This window comes from Pseudoalteromonas sp. UBA6610 (assembly GCF_002433295.1).
Taxonomy (GTDB): domain Bacteria; phylum Pseudomonadota; class Gammaproteobacteria; order Enterobacterales; family Alteromonadaceae; genus Pseudoalteromonas; species Pseudoalteromonas atlantica.
The window spans coordinates 21,280-41,537 of record NZ_DJHW01000115.1 but is presented as its reverse complement, the minus strand read 5'-3'; the positions used below and the strand labels follow the sequence as shown (position 1 = coordinate 41,537).

At 40.3% G+C, this 20,258-nt stretch carries 19 protein-coding genes; 14 read left to right on the top strand and 5 right to left on the bottom strand.

Features of this window, described 5'->3' with window-relative positions; all coding sequences use genetic code 11:
• Positions 1-68 precede the first annotated feature (68 nt).
• Positions 69-2,411 (bottom strand): DNA polymerase II, encoded by a 2,343-nt coding sequence (locus B4F91_RS15380; protein WP_286936244.1) that lies wholly within the window; start codon positions 2,409-2,411, stop codon positions 69-71.
• A gap of 70 nt (positions 2,412-2,481) precedes the next feature.
• Here B4F91_RS15380 and B4F91_RS15375 point away from each other — a divergent pair, with 70 nt between their 5' ends.
• The 7 genes from B4F91_RS15375 to rsmS all read left to right on the top strand — a co-directional run bounded on the left by B4F91_RS15375 (position 2,482) and on the right by rsmS (position 9,116).
• A complete protein-coding gene (locus B4F91_RS15375) occupies positions 2,482-4,209 on the top strand; it encodes a sulfotransferase (protein ID WP_286936242.1) in 1,728 nt (575 codons plus the stop codon).
• A gap of 83 nt (positions 4,210-4,292) precedes the next feature.
• Positions 4,293-6,368 (top strand): ATP-dependent DNA helicase DinG, encoded by a 2,076-nt coding sequence (gene dinG, locus B4F91_RS15370; RefSeq protein WP_288635962.1) that lies wholly within the window; start codon positions 4,293-4,295, stop codon positions 6,366-6,368.
• The gene (locus B4F91_RS15365) at positions 6,368-7,144 is read left to right on the top strand and encodes a TSUP family transporter (protein WP_096739873.1); all 777 of its coding nucleotides are present in this window, start codon (positions 6,368-6,370) and stop codon (positions 7,142-7,144) included. The genes dinG and B4F91_RS15365 overlap by 1 nt, the downstream gene beginning before the upstream one ends.
• On the top strand, positions 7,145-7,753 hold the full coding sequence (locus tag B4F91_RS15360; protein ID WP_286937418.1) for a primosomal replication protein: 609 nt from the start codon (positions 7,145-7,147) through the stop codon (positions 7,751-7,753). It begins immediately after the preceding gene.
• Positions 7,753-8,649 carry a histone deacetylase family protein gene (locus B4F91_RS15355; RefSeq protein ID WP_286937419.1) on the top strand — a complete coding sequence of 299 codons (897 nt, stop codon included), beginning with the start codon at positions 7,753-7,755 and terminating at the stop codon, positions 8,647-8,649. The genes B4F91_RS15360 and B4F91_RS15355 overlap by 1 nt, the downstream gene beginning before the upstream one ends.
• A 49-nt stretch (positions 8,650-8,698) precedes the next feature.
• Entirely contained in the window at positions 8,699-8,980 is a 282-nt protein-coding gene (locus B4F91_RS15350; RefSeq protein ID WP_004585951.1) for a late competence development ComFB family protein, read from the top strand.
• Complete coding sequence (gene rsmS, locus B4F91_RS15345) at positions 8,964-9,116, top strand: pleiotropic regulatory protein RsmS (protein ID WP_024033713.1); 153 nt, start codon at positions 8,964-8,966, stop codon at positions 9,114-9,116. The genes B4F91_RS15350 and rsmS overlap by 17 nt, the downstream gene beginning before the upstream one ends.
• A gap of 2 nt (positions 9,117-9,118) precedes the next feature.
• Here the strand turns inward: rsmS and B4F91_RS15340 are convergent, their stop codons facing one another.
• A complete protein-coding gene (locus B4F91_RS15340) occupies positions 9,119-9,643 on the bottom strand; it encodes a hypothetical protein (RefSeq protein ID WP_024033714.1) in 525 nt (174 codons plus the stop codon).
• Between the two features lie 106 nt (positions 9,644-9,749).
• Here B4F91_RS15340 and B4F91_RS15335 point away from each other — a divergent pair, with 106 nt between their 5' ends.
• Entirely contained in the window at positions 9,750-10,643 is an 894-nt protein-coding gene (locus tag B4F91_RS15335; protein ID WP_138579835.1) for a DMT family transporter, read from the top strand.
• 20 nt (positions 10,644-10,663) lie between these two features.
• Here B4F91_RS15335 and B4F91_RS15330 read toward each other — a convergent pair whose 3' ends face one another.
• Together B4F91_RS15330 and B4F91_RS15325 are read right to left on the bottom strand one after the other, a co-directional pair.
• Positions 10,664-11,662: a cupin domain-containing protein gene (locus tag B4F91_RS15330; RefSeq protein WP_126006481.1), complete on the bottom strand. Its 999-nt coding sequence runs from the start codon at positions 11,660-11,662 to the stop codon at positions 10,664-10,666.
• Positions 11,663-11,680: 18 nt separating this feature from the next.
• Positions 11,681-12,421, bottom strand: coding sequence for an SDR family NAD(P)-dependent oxidoreductase (locus tag B4F91_RS15325; RefSeq protein WP_286937424.1), 741 nt, complete (start codon positions 12,419-12,421; stop codon positions 11,681-11,683).
• Positions 12,422-12,550: 129 nt separating this feature from the next.
• Here B4F91_RS15325 and hisD point away from each other — a divergent pair, with 129 nt between their 5' ends.
• The 5 genes from hisD to B4F91_RS15300 are packed head-to-tail and all read left to right on the top strand — an operon-like array spanning position 12,551 to position 17,334.
• Positions 12,551-13,825, top strand: a complete 1,275-nt coding sequence (gene hisD / locus B4F91_RS15320; protein ID WP_024033719.1) for a histidinol dehydrogenase — start codon at positions 12,551-12,553, stop codon at positions 13,823-13,825.
• The gene (locus tag B4F91_RS15315; protein WP_029772146.1) at positions 13,826-14,833 is read left to right on the top strand and encodes a LacI family DNA-binding transcriptional regulator; all 1,008 of its coding nucleotides are present in this window, start codon (positions 13,826-13,828) and stop codon (positions 14,831-14,833) included. It begins immediately after the preceding gene.
• Positions 14,834-14,847: 14 nt separating this feature from the next.
• Positions 14,848-15,549: an alpha/beta fold hydrolase gene (locus B4F91_RS15310; RefSeq protein ID WP_286937426.1), complete on the top strand. Its 702-nt coding sequence runs from the start codon at positions 14,848-14,850 to the stop codon at positions 15,547-15,549.
• The gene (locus B4F91_RS15305) at positions 15,546-16,325 is read left to right on the top strand and encodes an HpcH/HpaI aldolase family protein (protein ID WP_273586128.1); all 780 of its coding nucleotides are present in this window, start codon (positions 15,546-15,548) and stop codon (positions 16,323-16,325) included. Before B4F91_RS15310 ends, B4F91_RS15305 begins: the two co-directional genes overlap by 4 nt.
• A complete protein-coding gene (locus tag B4F91_RS15300; protein ID WP_286937430.1) occupies positions 16,312-17,334 on the top strand; it encodes an ester cyclase in 1,023 nt (340 codons plus the stop codon). Before B4F91_RS15305 ends, B4F91_RS15300 begins: the two co-directional genes overlap by 14 nt.
• A gap of 55 nt (positions 17,335-17,389) precedes the next feature.
• Here the strand turns inward: B4F91_RS15300 and B4F91_RS15295 are convergent, their stop codons facing one another.
• A complete protein-coding gene (locus tag B4F91_RS15295; RefSeq protein ID WP_286937431.1) occupies positions 17,390-18,403 on the bottom strand; it encodes an ester cyclase in 1,014 nt (337 codons plus the stop codon).
• A 238-nt stretch (positions 18,404-18,641) separates the two neighbouring features.
• Here B4F91_RS15295 and B4F91_RS15290 point away from each other — a divergent pair, with 238 nt between their 5' ends.
• Positions 18,642-20,252 (top strand): sodium:solute symporter family transporter, encoded by a 1,611-nt coding sequence (locus B4F91_RS15290; RefSeq protein WP_096739882.1) that lies wholly within the window; start codon positions 18,642-18,644, stop codon positions 20,250-20,252.
• Positions 20,253-20,258: the final 6 nt, after the last annotated feature.

Sequence of the window (20,258 nt, the reverse complement as noted above, 5' to 3'; positions counted from 1 at the left end):
AGGCTTTTAAAGTAAATGTTATAACATCAAATAGATATTCAGGCTTTCTGGACAGGAATTTGGTACAATTAAATTAGAGGCAACTGACTAGGAAACAATCTTGATACTTCAATATTACAAATAAACGAAACCATCCCGATAAGCGGTATAATCTGTTTATCTAAATACATTTGATAGTCGTAGCTATGCAGCCCTTGATACAGCTCAACACCGTGGGTTGTGTAAACAAATGTAACAAATTCACCTCTTTTTAGCGTAAATTCACTATTTTGTTTCTGAAATTTTTTTACTGCTTGTACATGAGGAGGGATATTTTTTTGATAGTCGGTTAAGTTTTGACCTAAACGTTTTTTAAAAACCAGCAAATGATCAAATTCGCCGCGTAAAAGTTTACTAATGTAATCGTTTACAAGGTCATTTATTTGCTCTGGTTGATCAAAAAGGAGGGTAAATAAATCAAATTGAAACTGTTGAGCCAGTTTAGTCCAGTCACTTCTTACGGTTTCTAAGCCTTTAAAAACCAATTTTGATTCATCCGGCTTTATTAACTGCCCCACATAGCGTTTTTTAGACCCCACGCTTTTACCTCTTATGGTGGGTAAAAAGAAGGGGCTATAAAGCGATTCAAACTCTATTTCTAAATGGCTAGTTAAATTATGTTTAGCGTGTATGTTTTGCTGCCACAATGTGTTTATGTGTTTAGCTAACTGTTTACCTATTTTATTACACGCCTCAACACTTAAATCATCCGTTAGTTTTACAAAGGTCGAATCGGTATCTCCGTAAATAACACTATAACCTTGCTCTTCAATCCACTTTTTAGTTTGCAGCATTATCTCATGACCACGCAAAGTAATAGAGCTTGAGAGTCGTGGGTCATAAAAACGACAGCCTTGTGAGCCTAATACACCATATAAACTGTTCATTATTATTTTAATCGCTTGAGATAGCATTAAATCGTGATTATCTTTTGCCCGCTGGCGCTGTAGCGCTAGGCTTTTTATAAGCGCTGGTAAATGGTGCTGCTCTCTTGAAAACAATGCGTTATTAAAACCTTCAATACTGTTTTCAGGGTTTTCAATCCCTTCTATTAGTCCAAGCGGGTCTATATAAAAGGTTTGCATAATACTGGGGTACAGGCTTTTAAAATCAAGCACGATGACATTTTTATACAGCCCCGGTACCGACTCCATAACATAACCACCTGGGCTTTCAAACGTCAGCCCATGGTCGCCCATATTAGGTGCTACATAACCGCTGCGATGTAATAAAGGCAAATACATGTTTACAAAAGCCGCCACTGAGCCGCCGCGTTTTTCCAGCTCAAGGCCTGTTAATTGTGTGCGAATAACAGCAAAATCGAGAAGTTTTAGCTTATCGAAGATTTTATTAACGAGTATGCAGTCTTGGCGATTGTAGTTAGCAAGCGCGATTTTATCTTCATTAAATTGACGAATAATTTCTTGTAAGCTGTTACTAGTTTCAATTAATTTAGACTCGCCTAAAATTTCTTTAGCTACATTAGCAAGTGAAAAAGTTTCAAAACTATAAGTGGCATTTTTTAGAGTATCAATGCCATCAATTACACAGCGCCCGGGAATAGAAACCCGTGTAAAATGGCCTTTTCGAACATATAAAGGAAGGTTTCCTCTTCCTAGTAATAGTTTTACTCCAAGTGCCACAGAACGCTCATATATAACTGCAAAATCAAACTCAATAACATTCCACCCAATAATAATATCTGGGTCGCAATGCTTAATAAGTGTTACAAGTTGCTGTAATAGTGCAACCTCGTCTGCGCACCATATAATAGTATAACCAATCACTGGGTCGTGATGCTCAGGCTCTCCAATCATGATTACGCAATCTAAACCACAGCCTACCAAGCCAATAGAAAACAACACCCCACTTTCATTGCACTCTATATCAAGTGACAACTTAGAAAGCACAGGCGTATATTCGGCATTGGTTTTTAATTTAGCATCTAAAATTTCAGTGTAATGTGCATGATCCACTCGTTTACCCGTGATCCACGCTCCGCCTTTAATAAAGCGCTCCATTAAATAGCGCTCAATGGGCCTTATATCATCTTCATAAAGTGTAATACCGCGACTTTTTAACGCTTTGCTCGCGCTATAAAAGTGTTTGAGTGAGTAAAAGTAACAGCCACACATATCTTGCTGCTGAAAGTTTTTTAATTTAAGCGGTTTTATTTCATGAAGAATAGACTCAGCAGCTAAAATAGCACTTACTGTATTTGCATCCGTATTTTTTATAAAAAAAAGAACAGGTTGCGTTGACGAAACGCTTTTAACCGGACCATGTTTAGTACTTAACCAAATTTCATATTGCACACCTTGTGCGGTATCATTAGCCTTAGCTGATAGTAAAAAACCTGATGTTAAATACAAAATGGAACCTTTATGAGCTTTTACAGTAAGCTTTTAAAATGTAAGTTTAATCAATAAAAAATGAGTAAAAATGATAAACGAGCCGATTCTAAAAGAAGCATTAGCTTTGATCAGTACAAAAAAATATAAACTAGCCATCTCTGAGTTAGTTAAAATAACATCTCAATATCCAGAGATAGAGCAAGCTTGGTTCCACTTATCAAAATGCTATAAAGAAATTGGTGAATTAAAAAAACAAACCGCAGCCTATGACCAATTTGAAATGATAGCATGGTTTAACGAGCAATTATCTTGCGCTAAGAAGGATTTGTTACTCGGAGACTTTCATAATACTCAGCTAAAAATCCAGAAATTGTTAAAATTAGTACCAAACGAAAAACGATGCCTTTTGTTGCTTAGTAAAGCAGCGTTTAAAGCAGCTGACATGCATACTTTCCTTAACGTTTCTCAATACAATTACCATTGTAACCCGAGCTCACCTGCTGTTGTTAACTGTTATTTTGAAGCACTTTTTCACACTAAACATTTTAATGAATTCATAGAATTAGCTAATAAAAAAGACAACAAAACACTCCCCAACCATATTATCAGTTTATTAGCTGCATGCCATGTAAAACAAATGAATTTTGATTTAGCATTTAATTTATACGCTGATTTAGAAAGGAAGAGTTTTCACCCCTCTACTTGCCTATTAAGAATGGGCAATATAAAAAAAATTATTGGCGAGCCAACCACTGCGGTGCAGTTATATAAAAAGGCTCTCGAAAAAGATAAAACGAATACTGAGGCATACTGGAATCTAGCAAATCTTAAAACCTATAAATTCAGTGAAAGCGAAATAAAAAATTTACAAGCCTCGATTTGTAACTTAACAAACCAAAATAAAAAAGCACTGGGTCAATTTGCTTTGGGAAAAGCCCACGAGCAGCAAAACAACTTTTACACTGCTTATAAGCACTATGCTGCAGGCAATAAAATAAAAAATAACCACATCAAATATACTCAAAGTGAATTTGACTATCGCTGTATTAAGTTTTTGACTAAAGACTTAATACACAGTTTGCCCAGAGTTAAACCTTCTTCTATACAATTAGTCTTTGTAGTGGGCATGCCCAGAAGTGGCTCAACTTTAGTAGAGCAAATTCTTGCTAGCCACTCTAAAGTTGATACCAGCTATGAATTAACAGAAATAATATCTATAGCGAGCTTTTTAGAGCAACAAAACAAGTCACAAGTTCCATATGGCCTAGATAGCCTTTCACAGCACAAGCTTTCCAAACTATCAGCCCGTTACCTAAAATTTATTGAGCCTTTGAGAACTAATAAGCCGATTTTTGTTGATAAGCTACCTGCTAACTATCAGCATATTGGGTTAATTATGTCTTTATTTCCTAACGCTAAAATAATCGACGTTAGACGCGATAATAGAGCAACAGCTTGGAGTCTTTATAAACATATATTTTCAGAAGGGCATGCATATACATATAGTTTTGAAAATTTAGCGACGTATATAAAGAAATATTACCAACTTATGGATCATTGGAAGCAGTTATATCCAAACCATATTTTAACGCTTGAATATGAACAGGTTGTCGAAGGTTTTGATTCTGCACTTAAAAAAATCACTGAATTTTGCGCTATAGAAATAGAACAAAGTTGTTATTCTTTTCATGCTACTAAACGCCCTGTCTTAACTCCGAGCTCAGAACAAGTAAGGCAGCCTATTTATACCTCCGCATTAAAGGAGTGGGAAAATTACAGGCCTTATCTAGAGCCGCTGATGAAATTACTAAATTAATTTCATCCTTGCTTGTAGTTACACGGTTATAACTCTAAAATCCATACACTGTAATTATATACATATTTTAGGTTTATCTCCCCATGCTTTCTGACCAACTAAAAAAAACAATTAGGCAAGTACACCAGCATGTGGCTAGTAACCTTACTGATTACCGCCCACGCAGTAGCCAAAACTACCTTGTTGCCGAAATAGCAAAAACACTGGCTGGCGAATACCATAAAAAGCAGCGAATATGTGTTATTGAGGCTGGCACAGGGACGGGTAAATCACTTGCTTATTGTTTGGGCGCGTTACCGCTTGCCCTTGCTCAAAAAAAGAAGCTGGTTATATCTACTGCTACCGTGGCCCTACAAGAACAATTAATAGCAAAAGAGCTGCCTTTTTTTAAAAAACACTCAGGGCTCGACTTTAAGTTTGACCTAGTAAAAGGTAGGCAACGCTATATATGTGCCCATAAATTACATAACGCTGTTAATGGCGATAGCCAAACGCAAATGGAGTTTATGCCCACACTTACCTCGCCGCTAAGTGATATGGAAACTAAATGCTTAAAAGGTCTTTACGATGCCTATGTAAATAAAAAATGGCAAGGCGACAGGGATAGTTGGGCCGACACCATACCCGATAGAGTGTGGAACTTAATCGCATGCGATAAACACGCTTGCCAACGCCAAATGAAAGCCCATCAAACCTGCCCGTTTCAGCTTGCGCGTAATCAGCTTATGCAAATGGATGTGCTTGTTATTAACCATTCACTGCTACTGGCAGATTTGGATTTAGGGGGCGGTAAAATTTTACCCGAACCCGATAACACCATTTATGTCATAGATGAAGCGCACCACCTTGCGCATATTACCCGCGACTTTTCATCGGCAGCGGCCACTATTAAAGGCACCATTGATTGGCTAGATAAGCTCACCAAATTTAGTGGCAAAATGTCTAAGCTATTAGTGGGTCAAAAGGCCATTGGTCAAAATTTCAAATTGTGCGATAGCATTAACGATGCGAATAAAGACTTAAAAGTGGTGCGTGATATTCTTGATAACGCCGACTTTGAATACTCAAAAGACGATACATACCGTTTTGAGCATGGCGAAATACCAAAATCATTGCACAACAAAGCTAAAGATATAAGTGACGCCACACTAGATGCACTACGCTGCTTAAACAAAATGCACGATACCCTCACTCAAGATGTAAGCGATGGGGATATAAAACCCTACGTTGCAGACCCTGTCTTAGCCGAAAGCGGGCACTATATAAACCGCTTAGAGCAATTAAATAAGCTGTGGTATAGCTATGCAAATAAAGGCGAAGGCACACCTCACGCAAGGTGGATCAAACGTTTAGAATATAAAAACCATCACGATCACCTATTAAGTGATTGCCCTATCGAAGTTGGCTACTACTTAAAAGACAAGCTATGGAATGAATGCGCAGGGGCGGTATTGTGCTCGGCAACTTTAAGTGCTCTCGGTTCGTTTGACCACTTTGCCTATGAAAGCGGATTAGCAAAAGAAGAAGGCGTTAAGTTTATTAAAGTGCCCTCACCTTTTGATTACCCTAAACAAGCAACCTTGCGTATTCCGGTAAGTAAAATTGAGCCAACCGACAAAGCATTTAGTGACCATATAGCGCAAACCTTGCCTGAGTACTTAAATACAAAAAAAGCTAATTTGGTATTGTTTGCCTCGTACTGGCAAATGGACCATGTGGCTAAGTTTCTTAGAACAAAAGGTTTTAACTTATTAGTGCAAGGCGAAATGTCGCGCGAGGCATTATTAAAAAAACACACCCAAAATATTGATAGCGGTAAAGGTAGTATTTTATTTGGTACGCAAAGCCTCTCAGAAGGGCTTGATTTACCTGGTAAATATTTAGAAAACTTAATAATTACAAAAATACCGTTTGCAGTACCTACATCACCAATAGAAGAAGCCCAAGCCGAATTTGTACAAAGTAAAGGCGGTAATCCATTTTTGTCTATTACGGTGCCCGATGCAGCAAAGAAATTGGTACAAAGCTGTGGTAGACTGCTGCGAAAAGAGAGCGATGAAGGCCGTATAACTATTCTCGATAGACGCTTAATTACCAAGCGCTACGGCAAAGCCATGCTCGACACCTTACCACCTTTTAAAAGACAAATAGATTATTAATGTTTGAACTTGCTTTAGATCCCACAACATTGGCAGTTTTATGTGCCGCGGCCCTTGCTGCTGGCTTTATTGATGCAATTGCCGGCGGCGGTGGCTTATTAACAGTCCCTGCACTACTCACCGCAGGCTTGCCACCGCATGTAACGCTTGGCACCAACAAGCTTGCGGCAAGCTTTGGCTCATTAACGGCCAGCTACACGTATTATAAAAAAAATCTATTTAGTCCTAAATTTTGGGCAAACTCCATTTTTGCTACAGCCATAGGCGCTGTGATTGGTACGTTAATAGTCGATCACTTAAGTATTGAATTTTTAAATAAGCTTTTGCCTATCATTATTATTATGGTGGCCTGTTATAGCTTGTTTGGTAGTTTAAGCACCACACAGGGCGATGATTTACCAAAAGTAACACCAGTACTTAAACTAAAGCAGTGGTTGCAGGGCTTAGCATTAGGTTTTTTTGATGGCGTAGCAGGCCCAGGCGCCGGTACTTTTTGGACCGCATCTAATAGTTTATTTTATAAAATGAGCTTACTGCTTAACTGTGGTTTAGCCCGTTCAATGAACTTTGTATCTAACTTTATATCGCTTATTACCTTTGTGGCACTTGGTCATGTAAACTTTTTATTAGGCCTTATCATGGGCTTTTTTATTATGTTAGGTGCTTGGATTGGTGCTCACTCAGCCATTCGCTTTGGCGGTAAGTTTATTCGCCCTGTTTTTAACACTATGGTTATACTGCTAGCATTAAAACTGATTTACGAGGCTTATTTGTAAATGCAAACCCACGCGTTAGATAAATTACGCCAACAAGTTGCTACGCTTAAACAACAAGCTGAGCAATTTGATAAAGCTAAATTGTTTTCTAAAAACCGCTATATGCAGGCGCAGCCTAGTTTATTTGACCGCGGCGTATTTAGTACGAAAAGCATGAACCTAACTGACTACGTAACAGAAATTGAAGACGAAATTACCAGCTTACCACCCAGTGAGCATCGCCATGCTTATGCTTATGCACTCGAGCGCATAGGTAATCAAGTACAAGCTGTATTTAGTGTTATTAAATCGACCCCCATCTGGGCAAAAGAAAACAAAAGCCAGTACAAACCTAGGCCAAAAAATACGGTTTATAAGCAAGCCGTAAAAAAAATAATGCAATCGTCGCACGAGCTATACGACGAGCTTAAACAAAACCACGAGTTTGAACGACGCTTAGTGTTAATGATTGAAGAGCGTAAACTACAAATGGAAAAAGCCAGCCCAGCGCAAGCACAAAAACTTAATATGGAAATTTTAACCACGCATGCGCGTTTAGGCCGCTGCCGTAAAGCTATTTCGGCCACCGAAGATAAAATTCAACAAGTCGAAAAACAACAATTACGCTAATGCAGCTTTTTTACCACCCGCTTTACAGTGCTTTAACGCTTCCTGAGCGCCACCGTTTTCCTATTCAAAAATACCAAATGCTAAAAGCAGAAATAGAAGGCTTGGGCTTTGGGGCTACACAGTTTAATACACCAACCAAAGCAACGCCCGAGCAGCTTGCACTGTGCCATAGCCAAGATTACATAAATGATTTTTTAAACGCCACGCTCAGTAATAAAGCAATTAAAAAAATGGGTTTCCCGTATTCACGCGAATTAGTAGAGCGTACGCTACTTTCAGTTGGGGCAAGTATTCAAGGTAGCGAATACGCACTAAAATATGGTTTTTGCGCTAATTTAAGTGGTGGCTATCATCATGCATATAGCGATTACGGCAGTGGCTTTTGTATTTTTAACGACTTGGCTGTGGCTGGCGCGCATTTAATCAATACAAACCAAGCCGATACCGTATTAATATTTGATTGTGATGTACACCAAGGCGATGGCACAGCACAAATTACGCAACATAATAACGCTATAGTTACTTGCTCTATTCACTGCGAGCAAAATTTTCCGCGCTTAAAGCAACACTCCGATTACGACTTCGCCCTACCTGCCAACACATCAGATACCGAGTACTTAATAACGTTAAAACAAGCCCTCGAATTTTGCGTGCGTATTCATAACCCCGATATTATTTTATATAACGCAGGGGCTGATATTTACGAAAAAGACGAGCTAGGGTTATTTAACGTATCGCTTGAAGGGGTTTATGCGCGCGATCATTTTATTGTTAACTACTGCAAAGCCCATAACATCCCACTTATGTGCGCTTTAGGTGGCGGTTATCAGCGTAATTTAAATGCGTTAATTAATGTTCATAAACAACTATTTAAAGCTGCTATCGATTTATTTTAGTGCTTAGTATACACTCAAATAAACGGACTCTATAAAAGGCGCTAGCACGATGCGACTGCACGACGACATACATAACTTTTACGAAAAAATTGTGGTTGAAGAAATCATTAAACGTAAACTAGATAAAGTTTACAGTGAAGATGTAATGGCCGATTTTTGTTGCACGGTACTTAATCAATTGCCGCCACGTTATATTAGATACGATGTAGATATGGCCTTTTATTTACCACAAAGTGAACGTATTCACATGGAAGAGCGCGTACAAACCGCTATTGATGTTGCTATTAGCCAAATTTCAAAAAAGAAAGATTTAGATGACCAGCCCACTTGATAACGCCCCTACACATGTAAAACTGGCAGTAGATTTAATTATGCTTTTGGAGCAGCACGAGGTTGCTCCAGAGGATGTATTAAAAGCGCTCGAAATTGTAAAAAGTGACTTTGAACAAAAACAAGCCACCGCTTAGCATTACTCTTTTGTTTGCACTTCGTATTTAGTCACAGTGCCATCGTGTTTGTTACAATCAATTTTAATCTCGCCAAACGTGCGTCTTGGGGTTGTTGAGCGACGGCACGTCATTTTTTGTGCTTTACTACCATATTGGCTTATGTACAACGCAACGGTTTCGTCTATTTTAAGCTGTTGCGCCGAAGTGGCCGCGTTATAAAAGGTATTGTATTGCGCCTGCCAACTTTCAACTCCAGCCTCTTTTGCAACGCCTAGCCATCCCATACCCATGTTAGTAGATTGTGTTAAGTACTGCCCTTTTAGAAACATAAACGACAATGTGTATTGCGCGCTTTTATAGCCAAGTGCTGCAGGGTCTTTTAGGTACATAAAAGCTTGTTTATAATCACCTTTTTTATACGCTTTTATGCCATTGTACTCATGTTTTTTCATGGTTATGTCATCGTATAAATTAATAGGCGTAGACCCACAGCCACTTAATAAACCCACTCCCATAATTGCTGTGATCAGTAAATATCGACTCATGACTATTCCTTTTTTTATTATTTTTATATGCGAGTACCGAATCTGGCTTACAGTTAATGCAAAGCCTGTTACTCTGTAAATTAATTTGTATAATTAAAATACTATCATGAGCTTAGCAAGTTTACTTCGGTTATTTTTTCTGGCTGCAATTTGGGGCGCGTCATTTTTATTTATGCGAATGGCAGCAAACAGCTTAGGCCCAGCGGTGTTAATAGAGTTTAGAGTTGGCTTTGCCGCACTCACCCTCTTTATTGTGGCGCTGTACTTAAAACGCCGCTTGGCGTTTACTAAGCACACAAAGCACTTTTTTATAATTGGCGCACTTAACTCCGCCCTCCCCTTTTTACTGTTTGCTTATGCCGCGCAAACGATTAGCGCCTCTACTTTATCTATTTTAAATTCTACAACGCCCATATGGGGCGCGGTGGTGGGTATAATTTGGAGCAAAACCAAACCGACTAAAAGCATGGTGTTAGGTTTGCTGTTGGGTTTAATAGGCGTGGCAATTTTAGTTGGGCAAAATCATTTTGTATTAAATAGTCAGTCACTTATTGCGATTGCAGCAGCGCTAAGCGCCTCCCTGTGTTATGCCATTGCATCCCATTATACAAAAAATGCCCCTAAGCTTGCCCCGTTCGATAACGCACACGGCTCTATGTGGGCAGCCAGTTTCATAGTACTGCCCCTTATACTTTTTATGCCAATGCGCGAAGTACCTAGTACCAACGTTATGCTTGGCGTATTAGCACTTGGCGTGGTGTGTACCGCACTTGCTTATATTTTATTTTTTAAACTTATTGACGATATAGGCCCAACCTCAGCTTTAACGGTCACGTTCTTAATTCCGCTATTTGGCATTTTTTGGGGGCATTTAATTTTAGATGAACAAATAGGACCAAATACGTTACTCGGCGCATTATTTGTTATTGTGGGTACTATGCTGGTTACTGGTTTTTTACCACGAAAAAAGCACTTAGCTAAAACAAGCAAAGTGCCTTAAATTTTATATAGCATTATAGTTTAAATAAATTGTGGGTCTTTTGGCGCGTCGTGGCGGCGCGTTATATAAAGCACACAGTCGGTTTGGCTATTATTGCTATAGGCTCTTACGTGCTCAATAGGCACTGAAAAAGTATCACCTTGGTTAAGCGTTAATACTTCATCACCTAAGTCTATTGTTACGCTTCCTTGATGAACAAATATAACCTCTTCTTCAAAGCGAATATGAGGTGCAACCTGTGCATCAGGTTGTAACTTTAACGCAGAAATATTAAAGCCATGAGGCCAATTTAGCTGTGTTTGAATACATGTTTTGGCGTTTAAATTACCGACTAATGGCGCTTCATATACGCCATCAAACTGGCTAAGGTACGAGCGTTTATTCCAGTTAAAGTTGCTGGCTTTAACCACTGTTTGTGACAGCTCTTCATCGGTTATTACTCTGTGCTGCGCTATTTGCTCTTGGCTGGTCACGGCCATTGGCTTTACACCATCGGGAATGGTTTCATTTAACGTGGTATCTACTAAGCTGCCATTTTCTAGCAAAATTAGTCCGTATTCTTTTGCCATGTCGAATACTTGCGGAGCCCAAAGTACTCTACCGGGGTTATCACTTCCAAGTACCGCATATAAATAGCCTACGCCGTCGCCAACATTTTCAAACCCTCTGAATATATCCATCGGGATCGAAATAATATCGCCTTCATTTAAAATTACTTTGGCATCTTTACCGTCAACACCAGTGTAAAAAGCCCACGTACCACTGTGTACTACAAAAATTTCTTCAGTTAAATGGCTATGCTGCGAATTTAAACACCCTGCAGGTTGGCGCGCACCACCAATATTAAACCCATGAGGAATAGAAATATGCACATGTTGATTTGGGTTTTCGGCAACGCCTGGGCCAATAATTGTAAAGTTTTCTTTTTGATCGCTCCCCGGCGAGCGTGTATCAATAAAGGCATTTTTACACGCAATTAAATCGTCGTATCGTACTAACCTATCTGCAAATACACTCATTACTCTCTCCTAAATTGGTTACTGTGCGGTCCAACCGCCATCAATTTTAATACTTGTACCGGTGATCATTGCCGAAAGACCGCTTAGTAAAAACACACAAGCATTGGCAATATCATCGGTTTGGGCAATTTTTTTCAGTGGGATCATGTCGTAAACAAACTGCTTAAACGTCGCATCTTCTAGCATGGGTTTGGTCATTGGGGTTTCTACAAAGGTGGGGGCTACGGTGTTCACACGCACATTTTTATCGGCAAGTTCAACCGCCATTGCTTTGCTCAACCCCTCTACCGCATGTTTGCTCATGCAATACAAAGTACGTTTAGGTGAACCAACAAACCCCATTTGCGACGACATATTAACCACCGCCCCAGCGCCAGAATTTATTAGCGCTGGCAGTGCCGCTTGGCTAATTTTGTAAACGCTGCGAATATTCATCGCAATTACGTCATCAATATTTTCATCTGTTTGCTCAAGCATTGGCGCAACCCGATTTATACCGGCGTTATTTAACAGCCCATCGAGTGTTTTTAGCGCCTTTAAACGCTCAAAAAAAGCATCGCTATTTATATCTAGCGGCCAAATTTCTATTTGCTCAGGCGCGTATTGCTGCAGTGTTTGTAAATCATTGAGGGTACGTGCTACTGCAATAACTTGAGCCCCTGCATCTACGCATTTTTCTACGCATGCTTTACCAATACCTTTGCCTGCACCTGTCACTAAAATGGTTTTACCCACTAAAAGCGTTTTATCAAATCCCATTTGTTCACCTAAATTCTATATTGCATTCGAAGTCATTATTAATTAGAGTGCAGTTAGATGCAAGACATTATTTAACCAATACGTCTCATCAAATGTGTATATAACAACGACTCACTAAGGACACTAGCAATGATAAAGCATTTAAAAAAGGGTCAACCAATTGACTCAAAACAAAAACAAAATCAATCAGTAAGAGATATTGTAGAGAATATTTTAGCGCATGTTGAAACCGAAGGTGACGCAGCCATTCGTGAGTACTCTGAAAAGTTCGACAACTGGACTCCGGAGTCTTTCAAACTTTCAGAAGACGAAATTAAAGCCTGCTATACACAACTTGATGAGCAATTAATTAACGATATTAAGTGGGCGCAAAGCCAAGTACGTAATTTTGCACAAATACAACGTGACTCAATGAAAGACGTAGAGGTAGAAACTCTTCCGGGCGTAACCCTTGGTCATAAACATATCGCTATGGATAGCGTAGGCTGTTATGTGCCTGGTGGTAAATACCCGCTATTAGCCTCTGCGCACATGAGCGTATTAACCGCTAAAGTAGCGGGTGTTAAACGCGTAATAGCCATGGCTCCACCGTTTAATGGCAAGCCATCACCTGAAATTGTAGTCGCGATGGATATGGCCGGAGCTGATGAAATTTATTGTTTAGGCGGCGTGCAAGCGGTAGCTGCAATGGCAATTGGTACACAAACTATTGCGCCAGTAGATATGATAGTTGGCCCAGGTAACGCGTTTGTGGCCGAAGCAAAACGTCAGCTATTTGGCCGTGTTGGTATTGATTTATTTGCAGGGCCTACCGAAACCCTCGTTATTGCCGATGACAGTGTAGATGGCGAGCTATGTGCGGCAGATTTACTCGGCCAAGCAGAGCACGGCCCGACTTCACCGGCTATTTTACTTACCAACTCAGAGCAACTAGCTAAAGATACAATCGCTGAGGTGCAAAGGCAGCTTACTATTTTACCTACCGCCGATATTGCAGGCGTAGCATGGGAAGATCACGGTGAAGTAATTGTATGTGACACCTACGAAGAAATGCTGCAAGTTGCCAACGACTTAGCGTTTGAACACGTGCAAGTGATGACCAGCAATACCGATTACTTTAAAGAGAACATGCAAAACTTTGGCGCTTTATTTTTAGGTCCGCAAACTAATGTTTCGTATGGTGATAAATGCATTGGTACAAATCATACACTACCCACAGGTAAAGCTGCGCGCTATACTGGCGGACTATGGGTAGGAAAATTCATAAAAACATGTACTTTTCAGCAAGTAACAGAGCAAGCCTCGGTGGTTGTTGGTGAGTATTGTTCACGATTATGTGCTGCAGAAGGGTTCGCAGGCCACAAAGAACAAGCAGACATTCGTGTAAGACGATATAGGAAGTAAATCTTGAAGCAAAAAAGAGTCACCTCATACGATGTTGCCCGTGTAGCGGGCGTATCGCAATCGGCGGTATCACGTGTTTTTAGACCCGGTTTTAGTGTGTCTAAAAAAACCCGTGAAAAAGTAATCGCAACGGCCAATGAAATGGGCTATCGCCCGAATGCTATTGCCCGTATGTTGATCACCAAACAATCGGGTATGGTTGCGGTTATATTGTCATCGCAAGCAAACCTGAATTACCCAGAGGTGCTTTCTGAGCTAAACAGAGAGCTGGCACTGCACAATAAACGTGTGCTGCTCTTTACACTTGATAACGCAGAAGAGCTAGATGAATTACTCGAAAACATATGGACCTTTCAGGTTGATGGTGTAATTGCCCTAGCTGCTCACTTTGATAGTAAAAGCTTAAACTTATTTGCTAAACACAGTACGCCTATTGTGCTTTATAACCGTCATGTGCCTGAGTCGAATGCAAACACCGTTTGCTGTAATCACGACAAAGGCATTAAACAGTTAATTGATTTATTACACGAAGCTAACCATAAATCGTATTTAATTATCTCCGGCCCTACCGACTCAGATGTTGCAAACGAGCGCAGAGAAATAGCCGAAAATTATTTACAAACCCTAGGCGTTAAAGACACGCCGGTTATTTATGGTGATTATGGGTATAAATCGGCACGCGACGCACTTAAAAAATGGTTAAAAAAACACCCCAAGCCCGATGCCATAATATGCAGTAATGACGCTATGGCAATTGGCGTAATTGATGAACTAAAAGAAAACTTTTGCATTAAAGTGCCCGACGACATGTCGGTTGTAGGATTTGATGGTATTAATGCCTCTTCGTGGTACAACTATCAGATAACCACAGTACAACAGCCAATGAAACAGCTTACTAAAGCCGCTGTTGATATTTTAATGGAGCGCATTGAAAACCCTCAAGCGGCTGCAGAAGTTCGGGTATTTACTGGTTCATTAATTGAAGGGAACTCTATTAAAAAACGTTAAATTAAGGAATTTTTGTGGCCAAAAATCCTGTTTATATTTTACCTGGTACGCTATGTAATGACCGCATGTTTGCAGCGCAAATTAACGCACTGCAAAATGCAAGTTATACACCGTGTGTAATACCCTTAACCGAGCAATCTAGCATTTTGCAAATGGTAGAACTTTGCAAAAAAATTGCACAAGAGCCGGGCCCATTTATAGGTTTTTCCATGGGCGGAATTGTTGCGCTTGCTTTGTTAAAATCAAACCCTGAGCTAGTTACCTCCTTGTGTTTAATGTCGAGCAATTATTTAGCCGATAAACCTGAGCGCCCTGCAATTAGGCTCAAACAAATTGAACACGCCAAAAGCACCAGTTTAGAAGCCCTGCTTAAACGTGACTTTTTGCCGCACTACTTTTACCAACCAAATAAAGCCCATGAAGAGACCGTACTTAGCATGGCAAACGATCTGGGTATTAACGCCTTTAGCGCCCAGCTGAGTGCACTTGCCACCCGCGAAGATACGTTAAGCGTAATAAAGCAAAGTACAAAAAAGCTACTCATTATTGGGGGCGAGCATGACCCATTATGCCCGGCAAGTGTTCAGCAAAGTATGCATGAAGCAGCGCCTAATAGTGACCTTGTACTGCTTGGCCATTGCGCTCACTTTGCCCCGCTTGAGCGAAGTAATACGGTAAACACAATTTTATTAGACTGGTTGGAGTCTTTATCATGAATTTAAAGCAAAAGTTAAATGCAAAACAGCTACTGCTAGGTACCTTTATTAAAAGCACGCATTATCATAATACAGAAGTATTGGCTCACACTAACCTTGATGTTCTGTGCCTTGATGCAGAGCATGCGCCCTTTGATAGAGGCGATTTAGATAGCTGCATAATGGCAGCACGTACTAAAAATATGCCCACGCTTATACGTGTTAGTAATACAGACCACGCCACTTTATTAAGTAGCTTAGATATAGGCGCAGATGGCCTTGTGCTGCCGCATATAAAAACCCCCGAACAAGCAAAAGCAATTATTAAAAACTGCTTTTATGGCAATAACGGCCGAGGCTATGCCGGTTCAAGCCGCTTTGCTGGTTACACAACCCATGCCCTAACCGATAATCTAGCAAGCAATAAGTCATCAACCTGTATTATTGCGCAAATAGAAGATGCCGATGCACTGGATAACATAGAGCAACTGTGCCAAATAGATGAAATAGACTGCATTTTTATAGGCCGTATGGATTTAACTATTTCCCTTGGCGAAACAAACCCAAGTGCCCCTACTGTACTTGAGGCAGTTACTAAAATAGCCAAGGCAGCGGCTAAATATAATAAATGCTGTGGCATGTTTGTAGGTAATTTGAGCGAGCTGAGCCATTGGCAATCATTAGGCGTGAGCTTTTATTTATTAGGCTCAGATCACAGCTTTTTATTAAGTGGCGCTAAGCAATTGCGAGAGCAATTTGAAACAGCAACAGGAGCCCAAAACAATGAACATTCATAATAAAAATAAAGCGTTAATACACGACTTTAGACAGGCTCTGTATAACTTTGATATAAACGCCTTGCATACACAAATTAATACCGTGTTTAGCGATGACGCGCTCATTCAGCTGTGTTACCCGTTTGAAACACTTGCCAGCCCTAATGCACTTATTGAGCAAGTTTATTTACCGCTTAGCGAGGCATTTGTAGGCTTAGAGCGCCGCGATACAATCGTTATGGCAGGTAGCTCAATTAACGACTCAGACTGGGTAGGTTGTTGCGGTTATTATACCGGTTCGTTTGAAAAGCCATGGTTAGATATCCCCCCTACTGGGCACCAAGTTAGCATGCGTTTTCATGAATTTTACCGTATTAAAAATAACAAAGTGGTAGAAGTACAAGCTATTTGGGATATTCCCGAAGTAATGATGCAAGCTAAAGTATGGCCGCTTTCGGTAAGCTTAGGTAAAGAGTGGCATGTACCAGGCCCTGCAACGCAAGATGGATTAATCACAAACGATTACAATGAAGAGTACGCAGCACAAAGCTTAAAACTTGTGGGCGACATGTGTGAGCACCTTGGTTTTTATGCCAAAGGCGGTATAGAGGCCATGAAGCTTGAGCAATTTTGGCACCCGCACTGTAGCTGGTATGGGCCAAGTACCATAGGCACTGCACGAGGTATAAAAGGGTTTAGAAACTGGCATCAAATTCCGTTTTTAAATGCCCTCCCAAACCGAGTAGGTGATGCAAGTAAAGGCTATTTATTTGCCGATGAAAACTATGTTGGCTTTACCGCATGGCCGGGTATGAGCATGACTATTAGTAATGATGGTTGGTTAGGTATTGCGCCCGCAAATCAGCAAATAACCATGCGTAGTCTCGACTTTTGGCGCGCCGAGAATAACTTAATTCGCGAAAACTGGGTATTAATAGATATTCTTGATGTCTACCATCAAATTGGGGTAGATGTATTCGCACGCATGAAAGAGCTTACCAAAGCGCGCTATTTAAACTTTGCGCCCTAGGGCGTATAAACAAAAAAAGCTCTGTTAAACAGAGCTTTTTTATTACTTAAATAGACTATGCGCCAGGGTTCGCAATACTTTGCGTGCGCTTTAAAATATCTAGACCTTGTTGTTTTAACCAATAAGGAATATCAATAATGACCCAGTTTTCTACCAGTTTATCACCCTCGCGGTGATACACATCCACCACGCGCATATCTGCTGGGGTATTAGCACCTGGTAGGCCTAAAAAGCCCCCAATGGCCGTGTTAGTTAAGTTAGGCCAGCCAAAAAAGCAGGCAAACTCATCTTCAGCAAAACGGCAAATATGGCCGTTAAATACTTTACCCGTTAACCCTTCTCTAAACGGATACATGTGCTGCTGCTGATAACGCTTAATTGTGTAAGTTGCGCCAATGCCTGCTGGGCCATACCACACCATGTTTTCATCCCAGGTTTTACCAAGCACTTCGGGCGGGCACGTATCAACGCCACTTTTATTAAGCGCGGTTAGGTTATCAATCATTTGATTTACCAGCGCCATTGTTTTTTCGCTTTGCTCATCGCTACTTTTACCCAAACGAATACCATCGTGCGTACGCGGCCCAGGGTACGTAAAATATTGCCCAGTAGAGAGCGGCAGCGGGTTTAAACCTACTTGCATCATAAGGCCAATAATATCGACAAAAAAGCCGGTCTGAATTATTTTTCCGTCTTTAACACAGTTAAATTCGGCATAGCGCAAAGTGGCAAGCTTATGGGTTGGCGCAATACCTAGCCAATCTTTATCAAATAAGCCCATAAAATGGCCCATGCTCATCACCCACTGGCCACCGTCGGCTTCGCTTTGCCCTGCAATAAAAATATCCTCACGGCGCTGCAGCGCACTAAACGAGCTAAATAATGGCTGCCAAACTTGGGCAATTACATCATTAGCACACTCAAGCTCATTAAACGGATGCACCCCTTTAAAGCTGTATTCGTTGGCCATAAACTCATTAAATACGGCTTGTAAATCATTGCCTTGTGCTTTTTCTAATGCAGTATGAAATTGACGAACTAGTTGTTTATCTTTAAATATATCTGCCATGATTATTCCTCATTGTTTGCGCAGTCAAATTAATGTCTTCAAACCGCCGTTAAACACACTTTAACAAAATGTATTGCATTTAAAGAGTAATTAAAAGCCTGTGAATAGTAAGTTATAAATTGCTTTAAAATAATACTAATGAGAATTGACTTCGAAGTCAAAGTGATTCATGATGATTCAAAATAAAAAATACAAATAGGCTCTCAAGCCCGTAAAACCTAATCTAACAGGATTAATTATGAATGATTTTGGATTGTTGAATTGGAGCATTCTCATCGGGTACATAATTGCCAACCTAATACTTGGGTTTGTAATTAGTAAAAAGATCAGTAGTGCTAACGACTTTTACATAGGTCGAAAAACAACACCTTGGTGGGCTATTGGTATATCGGTTGTTGCTACTTATGTAAGTGCGCTCACCTTTTTAGGTGCGCCAGCGTGGTCTTACAAAGAGGGACTCTCGGTTATTGCCATACACCTTAACTACCCACTGGTTATTGTGGCGGTGGTGTGTTTGTTTTTTCCGTTTTTTTACAATGCGGGTGTGGCCTCTATTTACGAATACCAAGAGCGCCGCTTTGGTAAAAAGGCCCGCTTACTTATCTCTACTATTTGGTTAATATCGCAAACTATGGGTTCAGCCGCAGTGCTGTATGCAACCTCCTTAGTGTTGGCCTTTATTATCGATATAAATGTTATAACTGCGATATTTTTAGTTACCATAATCGCCCTTATTTATACCATGCTAGGTGGCATAACCGCCGTTATATGGACCGATGTAATTCAGTCAGCCATCTTATTTATAGGGGCTGGTATTATTATGTATGCCCTTATCACCTCTATGGATGGTTCATTTAGCTCAACACTGAGCGAGCTAAAAAGCCAAGGTAAATTAGACCCACTTAATTTCTCGCTCGACTTTACCCAAGTAACTACCGTGTGGTCTGGCGTGCTGGCTATGTCGCTATATCACATTACGGTGTATGGCACTAACCAAATGATGGTGCAACGCACCCTTGCCGCTAAAAATATTGGCGATGCTAAAAAATCCTACTTACTAATGGGCTTTATCGCGTTCTTTATTTACTTGTTTTTTATATTTATGGGCGTGCTGTTTTATAGCTACTACGGCGGGCGCACTTTTGAAAACGACAACTTAATTATTTTACAGTTTGCAGCTGATTATGGCTTACCGGGGTTAATGGGCATTATTGCCGCGGCGGTAATGGCAGCATCTATGTCGAGCCTCGACTCAGCACTTAACTCACTTTCAACCATAAGTACTATCGATTTTTATAAAAAGTACTTTGCGCCTGAAAAAAACGACGCTCACTATTTAAATGTTACTCGCTTATTTACGCTAGGTTGGGCGGTGATCATTATTATTCCGGCCATTATGTATCACCTATACAGCGAAGGCTCAATTTTAGAAATACTCACTAAAGTAGGCTCGTACTTTGTAGGTGCTCAGCTTGGCATGTTTGCCCTTGGGTTTTTCTCTAAGCACACCACCGAAAAAGGCTTATTAATAGGCACCTTAGTGTCGTTTATTACCGTTGCTGTGTGCGCACTTTTTACCGACATTGCATGGCCATGGTACTGCGCCATAGGGGCAATAACCTGCCTTGTATTTAGCATTGCGTTAAGTATTGCATTTGATGGCTATCAAGAGGATTACAACGAATACACCATTAAAGGTCAGTTAAAAGCATTTAAAAATGAAAAACGTCCAGAAAAAGAAAACGGCTGGTACTTAATTCCGGGTAAGTTTGACTCAATCAATTACTGGTTACTTGGCTTTTTTGTACTGAGCTTTGCCTCTCTCATGTTATTTGAATATTTTGTGTAAGGTGAA

Bases quoted from the DNA above. Each gene is read 5' to 3' on its own strand.
- B4F91_RS15360 (WP_286937418.1), top strand. From the start codon at position 7,145: ATGCAAACCCACGCGTTAGATAAATTACGCCAACAAGTTGCTACGCTT.
- B4F91_RS15300 (WP_286937430.1), top strand. From the start codon at position 16,312: ATGAACATTCATAATAAAAATAAAGCGTTAATACACGACTTTAGACAG.
- B4F91_RS15335 (WP_138579835.1), top strand. From the start codon at position 9,750: ATGAGCTTAGCAAGTTTACTTCGGTTATTTTTTCTGGCTGCAATTTGG.
- rsmS (WP_024033713.1), top strand. From the start codon at position 8,964: ATGACCAGCCCACTTGATAACGCCCCTACACATGTAAAACTGGCAGTA.
- B4F91_RS15365 (WP_096739873.1), top strand. From the start codon at position 6,368: ATGTTTGAACTTGCTTTAGATCCCACAACATTGGCAGTTTTATGTGCC.
- B4F91_RS15355 (WP_286937419.1), top strand. From the start codon at position 7,753: ATGCAGCTTTTTTACCACCCGCTTTACAGTGCTTTAACGCTTCCTGAG.
- hisD (WP_024033719.1), top strand. From the start codon at position 12,551: ATGATAAAGCATTTAAAAAAGGGTCAACCAATTGACTCAAAACAAAAA.
- dinG (WP_288635962.1), top strand. From the start codon at position 4,293: ATGCTTTCTGACCAACTAAAAAAAACAATTAGGCAAGTACACCAGCAT.
- B4F91_RS15290 (WP_096739882.1), top strand. From the start codon at position 18,642: ATGAATGATTTTGGATTGTTGAATTGGAGCATTCTCATCGGGTACATA.
- B4F91_RS15305 (WP_273586128.1), top strand. From the start codon at position 15,546: ATGAATTTAAAGCAAAAGTTAAATGCAAAACAGCTACTGCTAGGTACC.
- B4F91_RS15325 (WP_286937424.1), bottom strand. From the start codon at position 12,421: ATGGGATTTGATAAAACGCTTTTAGTGGGTAAAACCATTTTAGTGACA.
- B4F91_RS15375 (WP_286936242.1), top strand. From the start codon at position 2,482: ATGATAAACGAGCCGATTCTAAAAGAAGCATTAGCTTTGATCAGTACA.
- B4F91_RS15340 (WP_024033714.1), bottom strand. From the start codon at position 9,643: ATGAGTCGATATTTACTGATCACAGCAATTATGGGAGTGGGTTTATTA.
- B4F91_RS15350 (WP_004585951.1), top strand. From the start codon at position 8,699: ATGCGACTGCACGACGACATACATAACTTTTACGAAAAAATTGTGGTT.
- B4F91_RS15295 (WP_286937431.1), bottom strand. From the start codon at position 18,403: ATGGCAGATATATTTAAAGATAAACAACTAGTTCGTCAATTTCATACT.
- B4F91_RS15330 (WP_126006481.1), bottom strand. From the start codon at position 11,662: ATGAGTGTATTTGCAGATAGGTTAGTACGATACGACGATTTAATTGCG.